Source organism: Rhizobium sp. BK196 (assembly GCF_014193255.1).
Taxonomy (GTDB): domain Bacteria; phylum Pseudomonadota; class Alphaproteobacteria; order Rhizobiales; family Rhizobiaceae; genus Rhizobium.
In genome coordinates, this window is record NZ_JACHZB010000009.1 from 14988 (window position 1) to 36267 (window position 21280).

Genomic DNA, 21280 nt, shown 5'->3' on the forward strand with positions numbered 1-21280 from the left:
GGCGAACGATAAGGTGTTTGGCACAACGATGTCCTTCACGCTTCCAATCAATGTGCAGGCGACAGTGGAACCGCTCGAACTTATATCTCGGAGTCGCCAGTCACATTCCTGTCCGAAATCAATTTGTGCATGGCGAGCTTTGACGCGCAAGTGGTTTAGACCGGCTCCGCCATGAGGGCTTCCGCATCGCGTCCTGCGGCGAGGCGGAATGGCGCCGAAATGGCCCCCGATCGCGAACAGACCGCTACGCTTCGCGAATTGCTTCCACAGTGCGAGTGGCCGAAGGCCTTTGCCTAAAGAGGTGCAATTTCGCCGCATTAAAAAAGGCGATATGCTGCCCATGACTTGATCTATTTTCGGCGTTGCTGCCAGCCGCGCGGCCTTCGCTGTCACTCGGCACAAATCAACTTGACCGCGGAAGCCTCCTTTGTCTTTCTGCGCGATGTAGACCTAAAGTGAGCGAAAGAGCCAAATGCCCCGCTTTGTAGTTGCCTTGATTATCGGAGTCGGAGCGCTCCTGAACGGCTGGTATCGTCTTGGAACTCCAGCAACTGATGCCGAGCAGACAGGTTGGCTATACACTCGTTTTGGCCCGAATGGAATCGGGTGGGGTATGATAGTGCTCGGGGCAGTCGTGCTTATTGTCGGTGTTTTTATGCTGCGGGCTTGGCTGACCCCAGTCAAGATGGGTGAACCTAAAGTCAAACGCGACAGGTGAATGGTCGTGTGTTTGTGAACCAGCACCAATGGTTGCCCCTACCGCTCTTACGCAAGGAGTTGATTTACAATCCGAGATGAAAATGGAGAGGGGTCACGATCGGAGCCGATGATGGTCCATCCGGATCCGGGTGTTCCTGCGAATTCAGACACTTGCGAGCCTTTTATCCGTGGTCTACCTTCGGTGCTGGATTCATAGATGAACGGGACCGGCGTGACCTCCTTCGATCCTTCGAATTTCGGGCCGTAGACCGCTTCGTCGACAATCACATCCCATTCTTGGTAGGGTGCGCGCTAGCCGCTCTGGCGCCCGTTCCTTTGCGCCTTCCCCACCGGTTCGCCGCGACCATAGACGTCCGCCTCGGCGGCTTCAGCCTAATCGAAGGCTGAAAGCGGCGACATCAGCGCTGCCACGATAACCAAGCCACTACTCCTATTCATGAAAGACAATGTCCGCTCCCGGGCTGTCTGTTTGCGACGTCGCTCTGCGACCGCGCGAAAAGTGCAGGCAAACTGCTCTTTGATGGATTTTGTCTTGTTAAGAGATGCTTCTGCCATGGTAGCTTTGGGGATCGGCCGTGGACGCGGCGTGATGCCCGACGCGGTTTACTTCTGCCCCGCGCCGCCAGCTTCCGCAACAAATCGCAGCGCGAGTTAATATCACTTAAAACCGATCCCTTACTCGAAGGGCTACTTCCAGGACGTCGTGCAGCCGGGATCCCCGGCCGCCGAGCCCGGAGAAAAAAATGTTATCGCATCTTAAGCCATTGCCGCAGAGCGAAGCTCTCGAAACCTTGGTCGCGGCGTCCCCGCATCAAGTCCGGCATTCTTCATCCGTTTCGGTCATCCTTCCGACCTTGGACGAAGTCGAAAATATCGATCGCGCGATTGGCGAGATCATCGACAATCTTGAAACCGGATATACGTTCGAAATTCTGGTGGCCGATGGCGGATCGCGCGATGGAACGTGCGAGAGGGTCGGGCGCTGGGGCGCGCACTATCCCGTCAGGCTTTTGCAGAACAATGGTGGCGGCCTTGCCGAAGACGTCCTGGCCGCGGCAGGGCAGGCTCAATATTCCATCGTCGTCGTCATCGACGCCGACGGAAGCCATCCCGCAGGATCGCTCGCAGAATTGATCGATCGTGTCGCCTCGGGCCGCCACGACATGGCGATCGGCAGCCGCTATGTCGACGGAGGCGCCACTGTCGGGTGGTCTTTGCGGCGCAGGCTGCTCTCGCGCCTGGGGGCGGCCTTCGCTTCGCCTTTCACCGACGTCCGGGATCCGCTATCAGGCTTTTTTGCGATCCGCCGTCCTTGCCTTCTCGCCGCCGGAACTCATGCGAGGGGCTTCAAGATCGGACTGGCGGCCCTTCTTGCGGCGGGAGCGGGATTTCGGGTTTGCGAAGTGCCGATTTCCTTCGTCGATCGGCAATCGGGCCAATCGAAGATCGGCGCCGGCCATCTGGTCGCTTACCTCGCCCAGCTGCTCGCCTATCTCCGGGGTACACGTTTCTCCGGCACTTTCCCGCGCTTCTCGGTGGTCGGCACGGCAGGCTTCGTGCTCGATCTGGTGATCGCGTCTTTGTCCAGGGGTTGGGCGCCGGCATTATGGTAGCGCATATTTGCGGCTTTTCCATTGCGACCGCCTGCAGCTACGTCGGACATGCCCATTATTCGTTCGACGACCGCGGAAAGGACAGCGTCCAGCGGATGCGTTCCGCAGCCGTTTGGATCCTGGCGCTGGCGATGCGCGGGGGCATCATTTCGGCGGCGTCCCTTCTTTGTCTTCCGGTAACCATTGCTTTGGCAGCCGGGATTATCGGCGGTGGCATCGTCAGTTATCTGGGCAACGATCTTTTTGCCTTTCGCAGAAAAGACATGCTCCCCCTCGCCGTACGCTGGAAGCTAGGCGCAATCGGACTGACGACTTATGTCTTTTTCCTGCGCCTGTTCTACCAGGGCGCCATCGACCTCATGCCGCAGGAGGCTTATTATTGGACCTATGCTCAGCATTTGGACTGGGGCTATCTCGATCATCCGCCAATGGTCGCCTGGCTGATCTGGCTCGGGACAGCGGTCTTTAGTGACAGCGAATTCGGCGTGCGCATCGCAGCGCCGCTGTGTTGGCTTGCGACCGCATTTTTCATGTTTCGCTCGACAAGCGAGACCTTCGGCCGTACGGCGGCCTTTCTCTCGCTGCCGTTGTTGGCGGTCCTTCCGTTTTTCTTTGCGACGGGCGCCGTCATGACGCCGGATGCACCCCTGACGGCAGCTTGGGCGGGGGCGCTGTATTTCCTGCAGCGGGCACTCGTTGCCGGTTGCCCGAAAGCCTGGCTCGGCGCTGGCGTCTTGATAGGGTTCGGCATGCTGTCGAAATATACGATTGCTCTCCTCGGACCGGCGGCCCTCGTTTTCATGATCGTCCGCCCGCAGTCCCGTCGATGGTTTGCAACTCGCTGGCCCTATCTCTGCGCCATCTGCGCGACAGCCCTGTTTTCCCCGGTCGTTGCCTGGAACGCTGCACATGGCTGGTTGTCTTTCGAGTTCCAGGGAAGCCGTCGGTGGCTCTCCGATGATGTGGTCTTTTCAGCTCCAACGCTTCTCCTGTTCATCGCCATCGTGCTCGGACCGGTGGGGTTGCTTCTGGCGGCCACGTCCACCGCGCGACTGACGCGCTTGTTGGCGGCGCGCCGATTGTGCAGATCGGAAACATTCCTCGCGGTCTTCACCTTCGTTCCACTTGCCGTCTTCATAGCCTTCAGCCAGTTTCACGCGGTCAAGCTCAACTGGACCGGTCCGATCTGGCTAGCGCTCCTCCCGCTCATGGCCAGGATGATCGAAACCGCGCTCAGATCTGCTTCGATGACAAAGGTTGCGACTGCCGCGCAAGTTCTTGCGATCGGCACCGTCCTGGTCTTTTCCGTGCTTCTCCACTACCTCGCCCTCGGCCTGCCCCTGGTCGGATATCCAAAGGGGCTGCGGGCCATACCGATTGCCTTTGAGGAATTCGTGTCGGCTGCCGAGGAGGTGAAGGCGAGGGTTGCTGCAACGACCGACGGGCGGCCGCTTCTTGTTGGGATGGACAAGTACAATGTGGCGAGCGAACTCGGATTTTACGGCAGGGGCCGGACAAGGCTCGATGACATCACCAGCAGGAACCTCTTCGGCGATTCCGGTCTGATGTTCGAGCACTGGCGATCGGCGCAGGCGCTTTCCGGCAGGGTCGTGATCATGGTCGGATTGAAGGAGGACAGCCTTTCCGGTCAAGGCCTCGCCAATTGGTTCGAGGAGATCGGCCCTATTGAGCAGCGTACCATCTACAAAGGCGGCACCGAAGCTGGGCGGTTCTTCTACAGGATCGGCTACGGTTATCGCACGCACGATGGCGGACGGGTCTGAAGGCATCGTCAGGTCCCTGCGGGGTTCTTCCCGGCTTGCCGGCAGGCCGCGCGGAAGGATCCGCAAGAAAGGGTGCGTCTTCTCACCTGCGGACACGACGGGAAGATCGCCCCAATCATAGAATTGAACAAAACGAAGCCCACCTTTGCGGCGAAATCCGTAGCGTGGGACGAAAACCGGAAGTGAATGGAAACGCGCAATGTCAGGCGAAATCGCCTACTGTCCCGTTCTGGTCTATATCGCAGATGACCGGGGCCGTTACCTCGCCAGTGAGGTGCGGCGGTGCGGCGGCTTTAATATTCGAAGCGTCGCCAGTCGTCCGGATCTTCCGTATGCTCTGGACGATCTGGGCGGCTGCGTCGTCGTTACGGTCACCTAGATGATCGGAGAGGTTCGCGCGATTGCCAACGTTTGCGTGATCAACATCCAGGCCTTCGTCCTGCCGAATCACGAAATATCCGCCGAAGATCCGCCCGTTCTTTTCAACAGGCGGGCCCTCCTCGAAAGAGTGCGCAGCAACAGCAGGGCTCAGCGGAACCACATGCCCGCGACCTAGTTGAATAGTGGAAGAGGGACATATAGCGCGCGTATACCGCCGTGGCGATCTCGTGGCACATCGAGCCTCGAACAAGCGCCTTCAATAAATCAGCGACTCCGCCGCAGCCGTTATCGCAGTCGACGCAGAATCCTTAACCTCCTCCGCTCCGCGCTAGGCTAGGGCGATGGACAAGCGAAACCGTAATGGCCACTTCGATTTTGCCGGGTTCGAACTTCTGCAGCGATGTCGGCCACAATGAGTTCTCCCACGGCAGCCTGAAGCCATTTCAAATGTCGCCTGAACGATGGCCACTCGCCTTCAGCCGGCATAAGGCTGAGTTGGCGGAATTCGCACCGGATTCGGCACCCTGACACCGACGGCGCCGGCAAATACCTCCCAGCCGGGAAGTAGCCAACACGGAACCCTCCAAAACATCCGACGTTTAATCTTCTGCAAGACAAACAGGGTTTGAACGTTCATGCGTCTGATGATTGCCGTTGTTGCCGTCATGATAGCCTCGGTGCTCAGCATTGCGATAATGTCTCCGTCGGGCGCCGGACAGACCGGCAACGGGGCCAAGATCGAATCGAGCGTGAACGAGGCCGCCGAGAGGTGAAGCTTGATGTCAGATCGCTTTATCGAACGAGACGAAGGACGCGAGAGGCAAACGCTTGGGGATGCAGATATCATTGGGAAGTGGCGACGTCTTCGTCTCAGGTTCTCTCCGCAGCAGCCGCGTTGGTATTGTGGTCGCCCGCTGGCGTGAACACCAACGGTTTGACGACCATATACATTGGTGGACTTTCGCACGCTGAAAGGTGAGCGCGTTCCGATCTACCTGGATGCTCTGCCTAGGAAGCCTGTGAGATGGTGTTTTTCATCCTCAACGGGCATTGGCAATCGTCTCGCTGAGAATTCGGCCGAGGGCCGTGCCAGGAAGGCCGAGATCGCGAACGCTGCTCATATGATTGGAGCCTTCAAGCCTTTCGCTGGTGACCAACAGTCCTTGCTGTTGCAAGTGGGATGAGAAGGCTTCCGCCTGCCGATGAAACGGCGGCGTTTCTTCAGCGCCGACCGCGATGGTGGCGCGGCAGCGCTGGTCAAAAGAGTGCAGGATCGGCGAAAAGTCGGCAACTTCTCTGTCTGTTATGCCAATCTCTGACTGCAGGAAGGATGATTGCAGGGGCTTCAGGTCGTATAGACCCCCAAGCAGGAGGGCTGCCGACACGCCCGAGAAAGCCTCCTGCCGATGAAACAGGAAGCTGGCAAGATGGGCCCCGGCGGAATGACCACTGACCGAAAAGCGAGATGCGTCGCCGCCGTGGCTTGCGATATGTGCCAGCACCCACTGCTTTGCTCGCCGGACCTGGTCAACGAGCACCTCCATCCTGACATGCGGCATTAGAGCGTAATCGACGATGACGGCGATTGCTCCCGTGCCGACGATCGTGTCGGCGACATAGGAGTAGTCGCGCTTGGAAAACATCCGCCAGTAGCCGCCGTGGATGAACATGTGCACCGGCCGCCCGGCTGGACCGTCGGGATAGAAGACGTCCAGGAGTTCACCTGTTCCGTTCCCATAAGAGATTTCCCTCATGGGGAGCCTTGCGCGGGTCGAAGCACTCCTTGCCCTAATCTCCGAGACGATGGCGTCGAAGTCTGACACATGTCCCCGTATGCGGAACGGATCAGTCTCCAAGAAATTTTCCTCCGTCTCAGAGGCTCGTTGCGACATACTTGGCCTCCATGAACTCGGCGATGCCGTGATGCTGTCCGCCTTCACGTCCGAGACCACTTTGCTTGACCCCGCCAAACGGCGCTGCGGGATCGGAAACCAGCCCGCGATTGAGCGCGATCATACCCGCCTCCAAAGCGGAGGAAACGCGAAATCCCCGTGCTATGTCGCGCGTGAAGACATAGGCGGCGAGACCGTATTCGGTGTCGTTGGCACGCCTTATCACCTCGTCCTCGGTATCAAACCTGTAAAGTGGCGCAACCGGTCCGAAGATCTCCTCTTTTGACATCTCGACACCGTCGGGCATGTCGACAAGTACCGTCGGCTGGTAAAAGTAACCCAGCCCCGCAAGGGCCTCGCCGCCGCAGGTGACCCGCGCACCCTTTGCCTTGGCGTCACTCACGAGGCGATCAATTTTCTCCACCGCCTTTGGCGTGATCATTGGCCCACATTCGGTAAGGGCATCGACACCGGGACCTACGTTGAGAGCTGCCATTCTTTTGGTCAGCCCTGCCGCGAATGACTCGTAGATTCCTGACTGGACGTAAAGACGGTTCGCCGCGGTACAGGCTTCGCCCGCGTTGCGCATTTTCGCAACCATTGCGCCGTCGAGTGCTGCATCCAAGTCGGCATCGTCAAAAACGATGAAGGGAGCGTTGCCGCCGAGTTCCATCGAACAGGAGATGACATGCTTGGCCGCTTCCGCGAGAAGCAGGCGGCCAACACCCGTAGACCCGGTAAACGAGAGTTTTCTGACGCGCGGGTCCGCGAGGATGGTCGCGCTGACTGGGGCGGGAGTGCTTGTCGTCAGAACGTTGACGACGCCTGGCGGTACACCGGCCTCCTCATAGATCGACGCCAGTGCATAGGCCGTCAGTGGTGTCTCGCTTGCCGGTTTCAGGATGACAGTGCAGCCAGCGGCAAGTGCCGGGGCGATCTTTCGCGTAGCCATCGCAGCCGGGAAATTCCATGGGGTGATCAGCAGGCAGATGCCGATCGGCTGGTAATCGACAATGATCCGGTTGGCTCCCGACGGAGCGATGCCGAATTCTCCCTTAATGCGGACGGCCTCTTCTGCATTCCAGCGGAAAAACTCGGCGGCATAGGCGACCTCGCCGCGGGCGTCGCGCAGCGCCTTGCCATTCTCCAGGGAGATCAAGGTCGCAAGCATTTCGGAACGCTGGATCATCAGTTCGAAACAGCGTCGCAAGATCTCCGAGCGCTTGCGCGGCGGCGTGGCCCGCCAGTCAGGCGCAGCCCGGGATGCGGCCTCTATGCTTGCCTGCGCATCCTCGACGGTGGCGTCCGCAACAGTCGCAAGAAGCGCCCCGGTCGAGGGGTCGGTCACGTCGATCTTGCGCCCGCTTTTCGATTGCCGCCAGTTCCCATCGATATAAAGGCCGCGGGTCGTGGCCTCAATGTCTGGCAGGTGGCGCTCGGCCTGTGGCAGTTGCTGGGCAATAGTCATTTTGGTTCTCGAATGCTTAGAGGGCAGAGGCGGCAAGATCGCCGTCATAGGCTGCACGAACGAGACGCTTCATGGCGTCGATGTCGAGAGGCCTCGGGTTATTCTTGATCAATCTGTCGATGCTGAGCGCCTGTTCGGCAGTCCAGTCGAGCTTGTCGGCGGTAAGCCCGAGATCGGCGAGTGTCGGCGTGATGCCGATGGCTCGAAAGAGCCTGCGGATCTCCTCGATGGCTGCTTCCGCCATTTCCTGCTTCGTCCTGCTCGTTGAATCCAGACCCAGTGCCTGGCCGATCTCGGCCAGCTCGGCCGTCGAGGCGGAGCGGTTGTAGTTCATGACGTAGGGCATCATCGTTGCGACGCCAAGCCCGTGGGCCGTATGGGTCAATGCGCCTGCGGGATACTGGATGGCATGCGCTGCTGCGGTACCGGCCGTGCCGAATGCGCAGCCGGCAGCCAGTGCACCCATCATTACGTCGGCGCGCGCATCTTCGTTCGATCCCTCCTTGCAAGCCGTTTCAAGGCTGCGTCCCAGGAGCTTGATCGCGAGAAGCGCAAAATAGTCGGTAAGTTCACTCTTACCGATAAAGACATGATTCTGGGGCAGCAACGGGTCGGCGCCGCGTCGGGCGGCTGTGAATGCCTCGATTGCATGAGTCAACGCGTCCGCGCCCGCGACAGCGGTCAGGCCTGGCGGGCAGGACATTGTCAGCTCCGGATCGCAGATAGCCGCTGCGGCGATAAGATAAGGGCTCGATATGCCGACTTTCAGCGTCCGATCCGGGTCGGAGATGACGGCAACCGGCGTCACCTCCGAGCCGGTACCCGCCGTGGTCGGGACAGCGATGATCGGGATTGTCGGACCGGGAACCTTGAACTCGCCATAGTAATCCGAGAGGCTTCCGCCATAGCTCAAAAGCAGGGCGGCGCATTTTGCCATGTCGAGGCAACTCCCCCCGCCTATCCCCATCACCATGTCGGGCTCGAAGCTCCGCGCCTCCTCGATGCATAGCGCAACGGTGTCGCGCGGCACATCCGGCAGGACCCGGTCATGGATCAGTGTCTCGATCGACGCCGTGTTCAGTGCGGCTACAAGCTCGGCGAAGATGGAAGTGCCTGCGAAGCGCTCATCCGTGCAGATCAGCGCCCTTTGGCCGAGCCTCTTGGCGACCGACGGCAGCGCGAAACGTTGGCCCTTGCCGAACAGAATTTCTTTCGGGAGCCGGATAGCGGCGAAGAGGGTCATTGTACTGGCCCTTTCACCAGTGCGGGGATGACGAAAGACCTTGAGGAAGCGTCGCAAAACTGTCGCGCGATGTCCTCCGCGCTTAGCCGAATGACCTTCATGAAACCTCCGATATAAAATCCTATAGGATATGGGATTGCGTATCGCCGAGCATCGTGTTAGCGATTGTTCCTGTCAAGAGGCAAAAGAAATGCAGGGCCAGAATACGATGATGCTCAACGCCACGCCTGATCCGAGTGGTTTCATCCAGCGCAGCAACAGTCTCGCTGACAGCGTCTACGAGGTGATTTTTGCGCAGCTAATGTCTCTGAAGATCGCTCCGGGTGCGCGCATCACGGTCGATAATCTGGTCAAGGAATTCAACGTCTCCCAGACGCCGATCCGTGAAGCGCTTGGCCGCCTCGAGGGTGAGGGGCTTGTCGTCAAGACGCATCTTATCGGTTACAGCGCTGCCCCGCAGATTACCCATCGGCGCTTCGATGAGCTCTATCACCTGCGGTTGCTTCTCGAGCCCGACGGTGCTGCGAGGGCGGCAAAGGCCATGGACGATGAAAAGCTCGCGATTCTCAGGGAGGCGGCTGGCGTCATGGGGCGCCGGGAAGGGGCCGATGAACGCCTGCGCTATTCCACCTTCGCGCGGCAGGACGCCGTTTTTCATGACAGGATCATGGAATTTGCCGGCAACGAGCTCATTCGCCAAACTCTCGGCCACCAGCACACGCATTTTCACATCTTTCGACTGATGTTCCATTCCCGCGTCACCGAAGAGGCACTGGACGAGCACGAAGCGCTTCTCTCTGCCTTTGCTGCAGGTGACCCATCAGCTGCCGAGAAGGCCATGAGGACCCATCTCGAACATTCACGGGACCGGCTCCTGCCGGCCTTCGATTAAGAGGCGGATAATGTCGAGCGTCATGACCATGGAGAGGAAGGGAAGGAGCTTGGTGCCTGAAATCGATGGCCTTGTCTCTCATCCGGTTCTTCGTGCAGAGGGCATGTCGAAAAAGTACGGACCGGTCACCGTACTCTCGGAAGTAACGCTCGATATCTTGCCCGGCGAGATCCATGCCATCATCGGCGAGAATGGCGCCGGCAAGTCGACATTCATGCGGCTCCTTTCCGGTTACGCCGAGCCCACTGCAGGAACGCTGTCGATGGGCGGCCGCAAGGTCGGTTTCTCAAAGCCTGAGCAGGCGCAGGAAGCGGGTATTGTTCTGGTGCACCAGGAGATCCTGCTTGCCGACGCCCTGACTGTCGGCGAAAATCTTTTTCTCGGCCGCGAGCTGATGCGTTATGGCCTGGTCGATGATCGGACGATGCGGCGTCTTGCTGTCGAGAAACTTCAGGACCTTGGATGCCACATATCGCCGAACGCTTTGGTACGCGACATCTCGCTTGCGGATCGCCAGCTTGTCCAAATCGCCCGTGCACTCTTCGACGATTACAAGATTGTCATCTTCGACGAGCCAACTGCAGTCCTGACGGGTGAGGAGGTCGAGCGACTGCTTGCCATCATCCTGCAGCTGAAGGAGCAGAGTGCTGCCGTCCTCTACATCAGCCATCGCCTCGATGAAGTCCAGCGGCTTGCCGACAAGGTGACGGTGCTTCGAGACGGCAAGATGGTCGGCACCTACCCCGGTCATAGCCTGACGCAGATGGACATGGCGCGGCTGATGGTTGGGCGCGATCTCGCCGCCCTTTACCCGGAGAAGACTGTGAAGCCAGCGCTACAGGCGATGCTAGAAGTCGAGGGCCTTGGCGTTCCCGGCTTCGCAGGCGACATCTCGTTTACCGCTCACAAAGGCGAGGTCCTCGGATTCGCCGGCATGATCGGTGCCGGCCGCACCGAAGTGTTCGAGGGCATCATGGGCCTGCGTCCTGCCACCGGAACCGTAAAATTGCAGGGCAGGACGATTGATATCAGGCGTCCCCGGGCGGCGATGGATGCCGGCATCGGTTACCTGACCGAGGACCGCAAAGGCAAGGGCCTGCTGCTGCAGGAACGGCTTGCGCCGAACCTCACGCTGTCTGCCCTCGGCAAATTTCATCCCGGCCTTCTGATGCGGCGCCGTCGTGAGCAGAGTGCGCTCGTCGAAGCCGTCAACACGTACGACATCCGGCTGAAAAGTTACGCCGTCAAGGCGGGTCAGCTTTCCGGTGGCAACCAGCAGAAGCTTCTGCTCGCCAAGGTGCTTCTCACTGACCCTTCGGTCGTGGTCATCGACGAGCCGACGCGCGGGATCGACATCGCCAACAAGGCCCAGATCTACGCCTTCATCGAGCGTCTCGTCGCAGAAGGCAGGACCTGCATCGTCATCTCGTCGGAAATGCAGGAACTGATCGGAATCTGCGACCGGATTCTTGTGATGCGGGAGGGGCGCATCACTGGAGAGGTGACGGGCGACAGAATGACGGAACATGAGATCGCGCTTCTTGCCACTAGCGAAACGACGGTTGCGGCGAAGCAGGGAGGAAGACAATGAGTGTGATTACGGGTGCGACGCCGGTGCGGCCGGAACGGGAATGGAACATCGGTTGGTCGGATGTTGGCCCGTTCCTCGCGCTTCTGGCGCTGCTTCTGATCGGTTTTTCGATCAACCAGGATTTCCTCTCGGCGACCAATCTCGGCAATGTGATCACGCGAAGCGCCTTCATCGCGATCATCGCCGTCGGTGCGACCTTCGTCATCTCATCCGGCGGACTGGATCTTTCGGTCGGTTCGATGGCCGCATTCATCACGGGCATAACCATCATGTTCATGAACAGGATGGCTGCCGACTGGGGTGTCCTGGCAATACCTGCCGGCATGGCCATCGCGCTTGTCGTCGGGCTCGTCTGCGGGCTGATGAACGGGCTCATCGTTACCGTTGGAAAGATAGAGCCCTTTATCGCGACACTCGGTACCATGGGGATCTTCCGAGCCCTCATCACCTATATGTCGGATGGCGGAACGATCCCAATCGATCGCAGTCTCCGCGATGCTTATCGGCCTGTCTATTTCGGCACCCTTGGCGGTATTCCCTTTCCGATCCTCATTTCGATTGCCGTCGCCGCTATCGCATCCTTCATCCTCTACAAGATGAAGTACGGCCGGAAATGCGCTGCCGTTGGTGCGAATGAGGACGTGGCCCGCTACTCAGGCATTTCAGTCATCAAGACGCGTACGATCGCTTACGCGATGCAGGGCGTTTGTGTTGCGATCGCTGCGATCTGCTATGTGCCGCGCCTCGGAGCGGCGACACCGACCACCGGCGTGCTGTGGGAATTGCAGGTCATCACTGCAGTCGTCATAGGCGGAACTGCCCTGCGAGGTGGCAAGGGCCATGTCTGGGGCACGGTCGCCGGTGCAGTCATCCTCGAACTTATCGCCAACCTGATGGTGCTCTCGGATTTCGTATCGGAATACCTCGTCGCCGGTGTTCAGGGTGTCATCATCATCATCGCAATGCTCATTCAGAGGTTCTCGAAGTAACCGCGTCCGGACCGCGCGGATTGATGTATGTGGTCCGATTCTGGGAGGAATGAATGTCTAGAAAATGGATTGCGGCCCTGGCCGTCAGTACGGGTCTGCTCGCCGGCCAGGCCCTTTCGGCCGATAAGAAGGTTGTTGCCGTGTCGATCCCGGCAGCCGACCACGGCTGGACGGCGGGCATCGTCTATCATGCACAGGCTGCCGCCAAGGAAGTCAATGCCGCCTTTCCGAATGTCGAGGTCGTCGTGAAGACCTCGCCTTCGGCAACGGCGCAGGTGAGTGCGCTTGAAGATTTGTCCGCAGGACGCAAGCTCGATGCGCTGGTCATCCTGCCCTATACGTCGGAGGAACTGACGACGCCGGTCAAGGCGGTCAAGGATGCCGGCAGCTTCATCACCGTCGTGGATCGGGGTCTCAACGACCAATCCATCCAGGACCTTTACCTTGCCGGCGACAACATCGCCGTTGGCCGCAATACGGCGAAGTTCATGATCGACAAGCTGGGCGGCAAAGGCAACCTCGTCATCTTGCGCGGCATTCCGACGGTCATCGACGATGAACGCATCCAGGGCTTTCAGGATGCCATCAAGGGAACCGATCTCAAGGTTTTGGACATCCAGTACGCGAACTGGAACAGTGATGACGCCTTCAAGCTGATGCAGGATTATCTTGCCAAATACCCGCAGATCGACGCTGTCTGGGCAAATGACGACGACATGCTTCTCGGTGTGCTCGAGGCCGTCAAGGAATCTGGTCGCAAGGACATCAAGCTTGCCCTTGGTGGCAATGGTATGAAGGACATCGTCAAGAAGGTGATCGACGGCGATAAGATGACGCCGGTCGAGACACCCTATCCGCCTGCCATGATCAAGACCGCCATCTACATGACCGTTGCCAATATTGTTGGCCAGGCGCCGGTACGAGGCACGGTCAAGCTGGATGCGCCGCTGATCACGCAGGAGAATGCCAAGGAATACTATTTCCCCGATTCTCCATTCTGATGAGACCCAAACCGGGGGCGGCCGCAGCCGCCGCCCCATTGCATGAAGAAGAGGAGTACATCATGCCTGGTAAGAAGATACTGATGCTGACCGGTGAATTCACCGAGGAATACGAAATCTATGTCTACCAGCAGGCGATGGAGGCAGTCGGACACACGGTCCACGTGATCTGCCCCGACAAGAAGGCCGGCGATCTGATCAAGACCTCGCTCCACGATTTCGAGGGCGATCAGACATATACGGAGAAGCTCGGGCACTTCTTCACGATCAACAAGACCTTCTCGGAGGCCGAGGCGCAACTCGACCAGTATCATGCGGTCTATTGCGCAGGCGGTCGCGGCCCCGAATATATCCGCACCGATAAACGCGTCCAGGCAATCGTGCGGCATTTTCACGAGAAGCAAAAGCCGATCTTTACGATCTGCCACGGTGTCCAGATTCTGATTGCCGTCGACGGCGTCGTTCGCGGCAAGAAGGTCGGTGCTCTCGGGGCTTGCGAGCCGGAAGTCACGCTTGCAGGCGGCACCTATATCGATCTGTCGCCGACGGAAGCCTATGTCGATGGCACTATGGTTTCCGCGAAGGGATGGACCGCGCTTGCTGCATTCATCCGCGAATGCCTGAAGGTGCTCGGCACGGAAATCCGCCACAGCGACGATATTGCCAAGGCGGCCTGAGCTCGCGTTCCCGCTATGGGTTTATGATCAGGCAACGCTCGCGAAATGCGGGGTTGCCTTTTGCGAAGAGGCTTTCCTGCCCTAAGTCTCCCACGTTCTCGCCACGGCTCGGTCATTTGACTGAGACACGGATCGGCGGCGTGGGGCTGCCTCCGCGTCCGGCATAGTTCCGCCGAGCGCGATGAGGCGTTTTCCCGACTCCACCCGGACAAGCGTCTCCAACGCTTGCCGGACCAGAGTGGCGGTTTCTTTCGTGCCGGTTAGGGACCTAGCCCTTTCCAGGAGCGTGTCGTCGAGATTGATAGTCGATCGCATCGTTGCTTCCTGATTATGATGTTATAGATAGCACCATTTGGTGACCAAATCTGCGCCTGGATATCCACTCTGATGCATCTGCGTTCGGATGCGAAAATCCAGTAATGTTAATTTCGTCTGATCGCGGGCGCTAAGCTTGCGCGCTACTGGGATTGCCCTAGCGGCCAAAGAACAGCGTTTCCGCATTTTCAATGAAAATCTTGCGAGCAAGCGAGGGGTTGCCGATGGCGTCCTGAATATCGTCGATCAAGTCGGCGTCGTCAGGCATATCGCTCCAGAGTTCGGTATGCGGCCAGTCGCTTCCCCAGAGTAGCTTATCCGGATGACTGGCGGCAAGCGCGCCAACAATGTCGGCGAGCCCGCCATGGCCGCGTTTGCGCGTCAGCCGGTAGGGCGCCGTCAGCTTGATGTAGCCCCCGGAGTGATCGGCGAGCCGCTGCAGGGGCGGAATGTGTTGTCGCCATGCGCCCGCATCGAGTGGTATGAACCCAATGTGATCGATAACGAAGCGGATGCCGAGGGATGGCAGCCGTGCGGCAAGATCATCGATCTGGTCCGAGCTGATCTGCAGCTGCAGTGACCAACCGAATTCGCGGATGGCTGCCGCAATCTTTTCGGCGGCTGCCAGCGGCAGGCCGCCTTTATTGCGGGTGTTGATGCGCACACCGCGGACACCGAGTCCGTCGAGGCGGCCGATCTCTTCGGCACTCGTCTCGGGATCGATGACGACAATGCCGCGAAGACGTTTCGGGAAGGCAGCCAGCGCTTCGACAAGCACCCGATTGTCGAAGCCGTAGACGCTCGGCTGCACGAGAATGCCCCTGCCGATACCGAGCCGGTCGGCGAAGGCGATCCAGTCGGCCGTCGTGGCGATCTGCGGCGTGTAGCTGCGCGGCGTATTCAGGGGAGCGTCCGACCGGAAGACATGGAAATGCGTGTCGATCGTGCCCTCAGGCAACGGCGTGTTCGGAAGACGGGTCAACGGCAGACGTGGCAGGCAGAGGGGCGCTTCACTATCCGGCCGGCTCATTTCCGATCCAGTTCCTCATGCTGGAGGAAGTCGAAATCGGCGCCTTCGTCGGCCTGCAACACGCGCGCATGGTAGAGTTTCGCATAACCGCGCGCGGGCTCGGCAGGCGATACCGCTCCGAACTCCGCCATCCGCCGGTCGAATTCGGCCTGGTCGATGGCAAGGTCAATGCGTCTCTCCTTGACGTCGAGGCGGATGCGGTCGCCGGTTCTGACGATCGCCAAGGGTCCGCCGGCGGCAGCTTCGGGGGCGACATGGAGCACGATGGTCCCGAAGGCCGTGCCGCTCATGCGCGCATCGGAGATCCGAACCATGTCCTTGACGCCCTGCCGGGCAAGCTTGCGCGGGATCGGCAGGTATCCGGCTTCGGGCATTCCCGGCGCGCCTTTCGGACCGGCATTGCGCAGAACGAGAATATCGTGGGCACCGACGTCAAGGTCGTCGCTATCGATCCGCAGAGCCATGTCCTCGACGGAATCGAAGACGACCGCTCGCCCATCGTGCTGCAGAAGCTCCTTCGATGCGGCAGATTGTTTGATGACGGCGCCGCGAGGCGCGAGATTACCACGGAGTACGGCAATGGTGCCGATCGGTTTCAGCGGTTTTTCGACCGTGCGAATGATTGTCTGCCCAGGCTCATCGGGGGCCGCGTCAATCACCTCGCCAACAGTCATCCCGTATACCGTCCGTTGGCTGCCGTCGATCTCGTGACGAACGGCTTTCAGCAGCGTCTGCACACCACCGGCCTCGTGGAACTGTTCCATATAGTGCTGGCCGGAGGGTTGCAGGTCGACGAGCAGCGGTACGACATTGCCAAGCCTGTCGAGTTCGGCCATGTCGAGGTGAAAGCCGAGGCGCCCGGTAATGGCGGCGAGATGGACGACGGCATTGGTCGAGCCGCCCATCGCCTGCAGGGCGACAAGACCGTTGCGGATGGCCGCTGGTGTCAGGACATCGCGCACGGTTGGCGCATCCGGATTGGCTGCAAGGCCGGCAGCGATCCGGCCCGTTTCTTCGGCAAGCCGCATCCGCTCGGATTCGGCAGCCGGTGCCGATCCTGCCCGCGGCAGGCAGAGGCCCATAACCTCGGTCAGATTAGCCATAGTGCTTGCCGTTCCCATCACCGTGCAGGTGCCGATCGAGCTTGCGAGCTTGTTGTTGACATCGCTAATCTGCGCCTCGTCAATTTCGCCTGCGCGGAAGCGGCCCCAGAAACGGCGGCAATCGGTGCAGGCGCCGAGCCTTTCGCCCTTGTGATGGCCGACGGCCATCGGCCCTGTGGGCAGGAAGATCGCCGGGATCTCGCTGCTAGCGGCGGCCATGATCTGCGCCGGCAAGGTCTTGTCGCAGCCGCCGATTAGGATCACTGCATCCATCGGCTGAGCGCGGATCATCTCCTCGGTTTCCATCGCCATGAGATTGCGCAAATACATCGAGGTCGGGGAGGCGAAGCTCTCGTGAATGGAAATGGTCGGGAAGACCATCGGCATGGCGCCGGCCAGCATGACGCCGCGCTTGGCCGCTTCGATCAACTGCGGGACGTTGCCGTGGCAGGGGTTGAAATCGCTGTAGGTATTGGCAATCCCCACGATCGGGCGATCGAGGGCATTGTCGGAATAGCCCATCGCCTTGATGAAAGCTTTTCGAAGAAAAAGGGAAAAACCCTGATCGCCGTAACTCGTCAGCTTGCGACGAAGACCGCTCGACATTGTTCCTCCCTCGACCTTAAATCGATCTCAAGCCTAGTGGGATGCGCATGATTGTCAATAAATAAAGATATGGTCGCATATGTGCAGGTTAGCTTGGTCGGCGATTTTATAACGAAAACGCAACATAATTCACGTTATTTCCCTGTTTTTATCTGCGCCACGCATTGGCTTTCCAGCCGGCGGCGCTTAGATTATCGATAAAACGAGTTGCGGTGGTATATGGAAGAGATCAGGCGAAGGCGCGTAGGGATTATTGGTGCCGGCTGGGTGAGCGAATATCATCTGCCGGCATGGGCAAAACAGTCGGCGCGCGCCGAGATCGTCGCGATCGCCGATCCCTCGGAAGAGGCGCGCGAGGTCAAAAGCCAGCACTTTAGGATTCCACGCGCTTACGCGACTGCGAAGGCGATGCTGGCGAATGAGGCGCTCGATGCGGTCGATATCTGCGCGCCGCGCGAGGTCCATGTTGCGCTTGTGCGGCTTGCCGCGGCAAGGGGCCTCGATATCATCTGCCAGAAGCCGCTCGCGCCCGACTACGATCAGGCCGCTGCTCTCGTTGCCGGTCTGCCGCCGTCGATCCGGTTGATGGTGCATGAGAACTGGCGGTTTCGCGCTTACTATCGCCGGCTGAAGGCATGGCTGGAAGAGGGCATTGCGGGCGCCGTCAGGCAGGTCCAATTCGAGTTCCTATCGAGTGGGATGATCGCAGACGGTGAGGGCAGAAGGCCGGCCCTCGTCCGCCAGCCGTTTTTCCGCAACCAGGAACGCCTCCTTGTCATGGAGGTGATGATCCATCACCTGGATACGCTGCGCTACTTGTTCGGCGAGATGGAGGTCGTTGCCGCACGTCTCGAGCGCAGCAATGGGCATATTGTTGCCGAAGATGTTGCCTCCGTCGTCCTGCGCCGTCTGGACGACGGGGTGATCGTCACTGTAAACGCCAATCTCGCTGTGCATGGCGCTCCGCCGGCGCCGCGTGACCATCTGCGGATTTTTGGTACACAGGCGACGCTGGAACTGGACGGCGTCCGTCTTTCGGCGAACGGGCAAATCCAGCGCCTGGAGGAATATGATGCGGATGCGGTCTATCAGGGCGCCTATGATGCAACGATCGCCCATTTCCTCGACGGGCTGGAGGGGCGTGCGCCGATGGAGACCGTGCCCGCCGATAACATGAAGACGCTGGCGCTGGTTGAAGATATCTATCGGCTGAGCCGGTTCGACGCTCGATGCAAACCGCGATAAGATGGCAAACCGCCGGAGGATTATGGATGCAGACGCTTGACGATATCAGTGAAGGCGAGATCGAACACGACGACCTGAGCATCGCGCGCGCCCTTGAGGAAGACATCATCTTCGGACGCCTGGCGCCAGGCACGCGTCTGACCGAAGACACGCTGCTGGCGCGCTTCCATGTCACCCGCCATTTCGCCCGTCAGGCGATTGTCCAATTGGAGGCGATGGGCATTGTCGTGCGCGAGCGCAATAAGGGTGCCACTGTCCGTTCGCTGACCCCGCGACAGGTGCAGGAGATCTATGACGTGCGCGAGCTGCTGCAGCGGCAGGCCGCGCTCTGGATTCCATTGCCGGCACCCGAGGGGCTAATCGCTGAACTGACGGTCCTGCATGAAGAGCACGGCCGGCACGTGGAATCCGGCTATCTTCGCGGCGTGCACGAGACGAACGACCGGTTCCACCTGACGCTCTTCGGGGCGTGTGGCAATTCCCACCTCGTCCAGTCAATCGAACTCTATATGCGGCTCAGCCTGCCGGTGCGCGCCAATTCCATGTCCAGCAAGGAATCGCTGCGAATCTCGCATGAACATCACCGGCTGATGATCGAGATGCTGAAGGGCAGGGACAATTGGGTCCTGGCGCAGCTCTGCGTCGATCACCTGCAGCCGAGCAAGAAGCGCTACCTCGCTTATGTGAGCGATAATCGAGGCCCAAAGGAGCAGACCGGCGATCATGCCGGCTGATGACATCCGCCGTTCCGTATGAGGGCCAGGACCTCGGCGCGCTCGGGTGCGCCGAGCCGTCCTCCAAAAATGCTGCATTTCAGGGCCGCAGCGGCCGACGCCATGCGAATGGCGGCATCGGTCGTTAATCCCTCGGTGATCGCCAGCGCGTAGGCGCCGTGGAAAATATCCCCGGCTGCGAGCGTGTCGACCGTTTTGACCCGAAATGCAGGCACATGCGCGACGTCAGCTGTTTCTTCGTTCCACCAATAGCTGCCGCGCTCTCCGGCCGTGACCACGATCAAAGCCTGCGGATATTGCTTCTTGAGAAGCGGCACCATGCCGGCGGGATCGCCGATCTGCGACAGGCTGCGGGCTGCCGGCTCCGAAAAGATGATGTGGCTGGCATGTTTCGCCAACATGTCGATAATGTGAGGCGGCGCGACGTCGCCATCGAGAATTGCGGGCTTTCCTGCCGCCCTTGCCGCTTTTAGGACCTTCATGGCGAGAGCGGGCCAGCGCACATCTACCATAACGGCATCGAACGCCGCGAGATCGTCGGGCGTGACCTCCCGGACATCTTCGTGCAGTCGTGGATCGTAGAAGGGAATGATCAGCCTTTCGCCATCGTCGTCGATGAGGATCGTCGAAACGGCCGAGCGAGCACCGGCAACGCGGGCGCTGCCGCTGACATCAATTCCGGCTTGTTCGAGCTCTGTCAGGATCTGCTGGCCGGTCGGATCGTCGCCGACGGCGCCCCAGAGGCTTGCCATGCCGCCGAGGCGAACGATGGCATAGGCCGCGCTCGACGCCATACCTTCGGCTATCTGCAGCATCTCATGGGGCAGAACCTTGCCCGGTGTCTGCGGAATTGCGCGGACGCGAAACAGCGTGTCGAGCACGGCCGCACCAACACACAGAACGTGGCGCTGCCTGCTGTCCGCATTGAGTGAGGTCATGTTCAAATGCGCTGGCCGGTCAATTTGTCGAAAAGGTGCACGCTTGCCGGATCGATGGAAATCGAGACGGTGTCGCCATATGCGATCGCCAGCCGTTCCCGGAAGAGGCAGGAAATCTGCTCGCCGTTGCAATCGAGCTTGGCGAAGATTTCCGATCCGGTTCCCTCGACGATCTCGGCGCGGCCGGCGATCCCGCCCTGACTGGCGCGGATATGTTCGGGACGGATGCCGTAGACCAGCTCGCCGGCGGGCGCTGCGATCTTGATGTTTTCCGGCAGTGGCAGGATGAGGCCCTTTTCCGTGCGGAAGACACCCTCCTCGATTCTGCCGTCGATGAAGTTCATCGAGGGTGAGCCGATAAAGCCGGCGACGAAGAGATTGGCGGGGCGGTCATAGAGTTCCAGGGGAGCGCCGACCTGCTCGATGACGCCATCGTGCAGGACCACGATCTTGTCGGCCATCGTCATTGCCTCGATCTGGTCATGGGTGACATAGATCGTCGTCGTCTTGATACGCTGATGCAGCGATTTGATTTCGGCGCGCATCTGGACGCGCAGCTTCGCATCAAGATTGGAAAGCGGCTCGTCGAACAGGAAGACCTGCGGATCACGCACCAATGCGCGGCCCATGGCGACACGCTGGCGCTGACCCCCAGAGAGCTGCTTGGGATAGCGGTCGAGCAGCTTTTCAAGACCAAGGATATTTGCCGCCTTGGTCACTCGTTCAGAAATCTCCGACGTGTCGGCCTTTTTCAGCTTCAAGGCAAAGCCCATATTGTCGGCGACGCTCATATGCGGATAGAGCGCGTAGTTCTGGAAGACCATCGCGATATCGCGGTCGCGGGCCCTCAGATTGCTGACATCACGAGCACCGATCCGGATCTCACCATCGCTCATTTCTTCCAGACCGGCGATCATGCGCAGCAAGGTGGATTTGCCGCAGCCGGACGGACCGACGAGCACGACAAATTCTCCGTCGGAGATATCGACGCTGATGTCCCTGATGACATTGACGGTGCCAAAGCGCTTCTGGACGTTTCGAATATTCACGTTTGCCAT

Annotated in this window: 18 protein-coding genes; 9 read left to right on the top strand and 9 right to left on the bottom strand. The window is 59.7% G+C overall.

The window, feature by feature from the left end; genetic code table 11:
* Nucleotides 1–1463 precede the first annotated feature (1463 nt).
* Together FHT78_RS24525 and FHT78_RS24530 are read left to right on the top strand one after the other, a co-directional pair.
* Nucleotides 1464–2333: a glycosyltransferase gene (locus FHT78_RS24525; RefSeq protein WP_183749172.1), complete on the top strand. Its 870-nt coding sequence runs from the start codon at nt 1464–1466 to the stop codon at nt 2331–2333.
* On the top strand, nt 2327–4117 hold the full coding sequence (locus FHT78_RS24530) for a glycosyltransferase family 39 protein (protein ID WP_183749173.1): 1791 nt from the start codon (nt 2327–2329) through the stop codon (nt 4115–4117). The genes FHT78_RS24525 and FHT78_RS24530 overlap by 7 nt, the downstream gene beginning before the upstream one ends.
* A 202-nt stretch (nt 4118–4319) precedes the next feature.
* Here the strand turns inward: FHT78_RS24530 and FHT78_RS24535 are convergent, their stop codons facing one another.
* From FHT78_RS24535 to FHT78_RS24550, 4 genes are all read right to left on the bottom strand, one after another.
* Nucleotides 4320–4658 carry a hypothetical protein gene (locus FHT78_RS24535; protein ID WP_183749174.1) on the bottom strand — a complete coding sequence of 113 codons (339 nt, stop codon included), beginning with the start codon at nt 4656–4658 and terminating at the stop codon, nt 4320–4322.
* Between the two features lie 880 nt (nt 4659–5538).
* On the bottom strand, nt 5539–6252 hold the full coding sequence (locus FHT78_RS24540; protein WP_312858787.1) for an alpha/beta hydrolase: 714 nt from the start codon (nt 6250–6252) through the stop codon (nt 5539–5541).
* A 118-nt stretch (nt 6253–6370) separates the two neighbouring features.
* Nucleotides 6371–7858 carry an NAD-dependent succinate-semialdehyde dehydrogenase gene (locus tag FHT78_RS24545; protein ID WP_183749176.1) on the bottom strand — a complete coding sequence of 496 codons (1488 nt, stop codon included), beginning with the start codon at nt 7856–7858 and terminating at the stop codon, nt 6371–6373.
* A gap of 16 nt (nt 7859–7874) precedes the next feature.
* Complete coding sequence (locus tag FHT78_RS24550) at nt 7875–9101, bottom strand: iron-containing alcohol dehydrogenase (RefSeq protein WP_183749177.1); 1227 nt, start codon at nt 9099–9101, stop codon at nt 7875–7877.
* 211 nt (nt 9102–9312) lie between these two features.
* On the opposite strand from FHT78_RS24550, the gene FHT78_RS24555 reads away from it, so the two are divergent.
* From FHT78_RS24555 to FHT78_RS24575, 5 genes are all read left to right on the top strand, one after another.
* Nucleotides 9313–9993, top strand: coding sequence for a GntR family transcriptional regulator (locus FHT78_RS24555; protein WP_183749375.1), 681 nt, complete (start codon nt 9313–9315; stop codon nt 9991–9993).
* 28 nt (nt 9994–10021) lie between these two features.
* On the top strand, nt 10022–11584 hold the full coding sequence (locus tag FHT78_RS24560; protein WP_183749376.1) for a sugar ABC transporter ATP-binding protein: 1563 nt from the start codon (nt 10022–10024) through the stop codon (nt 11582–11584).
* Nucleotides 11581–12573, top strand: coding sequence for an ABC transporter permease (locus FHT78_RS24565; protein ID WP_183749178.1), 993 nt, complete (start codon nt 11581–11583; stop codon nt 12571–12573). Before FHT78_RS24560 ends, FHT78_RS24565 begins: the two co-directional genes overlap by 4 nt.
* Nucleotides 12574–12626: 53 nt before the next feature.
* Nucleotides 12627–13574: a substrate-binding domain-containing protein gene (locus tag FHT78_RS24570; RefSeq protein ID WP_183749179.1), complete on the top strand. Its 948-nt coding sequence runs from the start codon at nt 12627–12629 to the stop codon at nt 13572–13574.
* A gap of 62 nt (nt 13575–13636) precedes the next feature.
* The gene (locus FHT78_RS24575; RefSeq protein ID WP_112972442.1) at nt 13637–14251 is read left to right on the top strand and encodes a DJ-1/PfpI family protein; all 615 of its coding nucleotides are present in this window, start codon (nt 13637–13639) and stop codon (nt 14249–14251) included.
* 81 nt (nt 14252–14332) lie between these two features.
* Here the strand turns inward: FHT78_RS24575 and FHT78_RS24580 are convergent, their stop codons facing one another.
* The 3 genes from FHT78_RS24580 to FHT78_RS24590 all read right to left on the bottom strand — a co-directional run bounded on the left by FHT78_RS24580 (nt 14333) and on the right by FHT78_RS24590 (nt 17305).
* Nucleotides 14333–14566, bottom strand: coding sequence for a type II toxin-antitoxin system VapB family antitoxin (locus tag FHT78_RS24580; RefSeq protein WP_183749180.1), 234 nt, complete (start codon nt 14564–14566; stop codon nt 14333–14335).
* A 157-nt stretch (nt 14567–14723) separates the two neighbouring features.
* Nucleotides 14724–15596 (bottom strand): amidohydrolase family protein, encoded by an 873-nt coding sequence (locus tag FHT78_RS24585; protein ID WP_183749181.1) that lies wholly within the window; start codon nt 15594–15596, stop codon nt 14724–14726.
* Entirely contained in the window at nt 15593–17305 is a 1713-nt protein-coding gene (locus tag FHT78_RS24590) for an IlvD/Edd family dehydratase (protein ID WP_183749182.1), read from the bottom strand. The genes FHT78_RS24585 and FHT78_RS24590 overlap by 4 nt, the downstream gene beginning before the upstream one ends.
* 219 nt (nt 17306–17524) lie before the next feature.
* Here FHT78_RS24590 and FHT78_RS24595 point away from each other — a divergent pair, with 219 nt between their 5' ends.
* Together FHT78_RS24595 and FHT78_RS24600 are read left to right on the top strand one after the other, a co-directional pair.
* On the top strand, nt 17525–18550 hold the full coding sequence (locus tag FHT78_RS24595) for a Gfo/Idh/MocA family oxidoreductase (RefSeq protein ID WP_183749183.1): 1026 nt from the start codon (nt 17525–17527) through the stop codon (nt 18548–18550).
* 26 nt (nt 18551–18576) lie between these two features.
* Nucleotides 18577–19284, top strand: a complete 708-nt coding sequence (locus FHT78_RS24600) for a GntR family transcriptional regulator (RefSeq protein WP_183749184.1) — start codon at nt 18577–18579, stop codon at nt 19282–19284.
* Here the strand turns inward: FHT78_RS24600 and FHT78_RS24605 are convergent.
* Together FHT78_RS24605 and ugpC are read right to left on the bottom strand one after the other, a co-directional pair.
* Entirely contained in the window at nt 19272–20222 is a 951-nt protein-coding gene (locus FHT78_RS24605) for a sugar kinase (protein ID WP_183749185.1), read from the bottom strand. The genes FHT78_RS24600 and FHT78_RS24605 overlap by 13 nt on opposite strands.
* Nucleotides 20223–20224: 2 nt before the next feature.
* Nucleotides 20225–21280 carry a sn-glycerol-3-phosphate ABC transporter ATP-binding protein UgpC gene (gene ugpC, locus FHT78_RS24610; protein WP_183749186.1) on the bottom strand — a complete coding sequence of 352 codons (1056 nt, stop codon included), beginning with the start codon at nt 21278–21280 and terminating at the stop codon, nt 20225–20227.

Bases quoted from the DNA above. Each gene is read 5' to 3' on its own strand.
- FHT78_RS24525 (WP_183749172.1), top strand. From the start codon at position 1,464: ATGTTATCGCATCTTAAGCCATTGCCGCAGAGCGAAGCTCTCGAAACC.
- FHT78_RS24530 (WP_183749173.1), top strand. From the start codon at position 2,327: ATGGTAGCGCATATTTGCGGCTTTTCCATTGCGACCGCCTGCAGCTAC.
- FHT78_RS24540 (WP_312858787.1), bottom strand. From the start codon at position 6,252: ATGAGGGAAATCTCTTATGGGAACGGAACAGGTGAACTCCTGGACGTC.
- FHT78_RS24545 (WP_183749176.1), bottom strand. From the start codon at position 7,858: ATGACTATTGCCCAGCAACTGCCACAGGCCGAGCGCCACCTGCCAGAC.
- FHT78_RS24550 (WP_183749177.1), bottom strand. From the start codon at position 9,101: ATGACCCTCTTCGCCGCTATCCGGCTCCCGAAAGAAATTCTGTTCGGC.
- FHT78_RS24555 (WP_183749375.1), top strand. From the start codon at position 9,313: ATGCTCAACGCCACGCCTGATCCGAGTGGTTTCATCCAGCGCAGCAAC.
- FHT78_RS24560 (WP_183749376.1), top strand. From the start codon at position 10,022: ATGGAGAGGAAGGGAAGGAGCTTGGTGCCTGAAATCGATGGCCTTGTC.
- FHT78_RS24565 (WP_183749178.1), top strand. From the start codon at position 11,581: ATGAGTGTGATTACGGGTGCGACGCCGGTGCGGCCGGAACGGGAATGG.
- FHT78_RS24570 (WP_183749179.1), top strand. From the start codon at position 12,627: ATGTCTAGAAAATGGATTGCGGCCCTGGCCGTCAGTACGGGTCTGCTC.
- FHT78_RS24575 (WP_112972442.1), top strand. From the start codon at position 13,637: ATGCCTGGTAAGAAGATACTGATGCTGACCGGTGAATTCACCGAGGAA.
- FHT78_RS24580 (WP_183749180.1), bottom strand. From the start codon at position 14,566: ATGCGATCGACTATCAATCTCGACGACACGCTCCTGGAAAGGGCTAGG.
- FHT78_RS24585 (WP_183749181.1), bottom strand. From the start codon at position 15,596: ATGAGCCGGCCGGATAGTGAAGCGCCCCTCTGCCTGCCACGTCTGCCG.
- FHT78_RS24590 (WP_183749182.1), bottom strand. From the start codon at position 17,305: ATGTCGAGCGGTCTTCGTCGCAAGCTGACGAGTTACGGCGATCAGGGT.
- FHT78_RS24595 (WP_183749183.1), top strand. From the start codon at position 17,525: ATGGAAGAGATCAGGCGAAGGCGCGTAGGGATTATTGGTGCCGGCTGG.
- FHT78_RS24600 (WP_183749184.1), top strand. From the start codon at position 18,577: ATGCAGACGCTTGACGATATCAGTGAAGGCGAGATCGAACACGACGAC.
- FHT78_RS24605 (WP_183749185.1), bottom strand. From the start codon at position 20,222: ATGACCTCACTCAATGCGGACAGCAGGCAGCGCCACGTTCTGTGTGTT.
- ugpC (WP_183749186.1), bottom strand. From the start codon at position 21,280: ATGGCAAACGTGAATATTCGAAACGTCCAGAAGCGCTTTGGCACCGTC.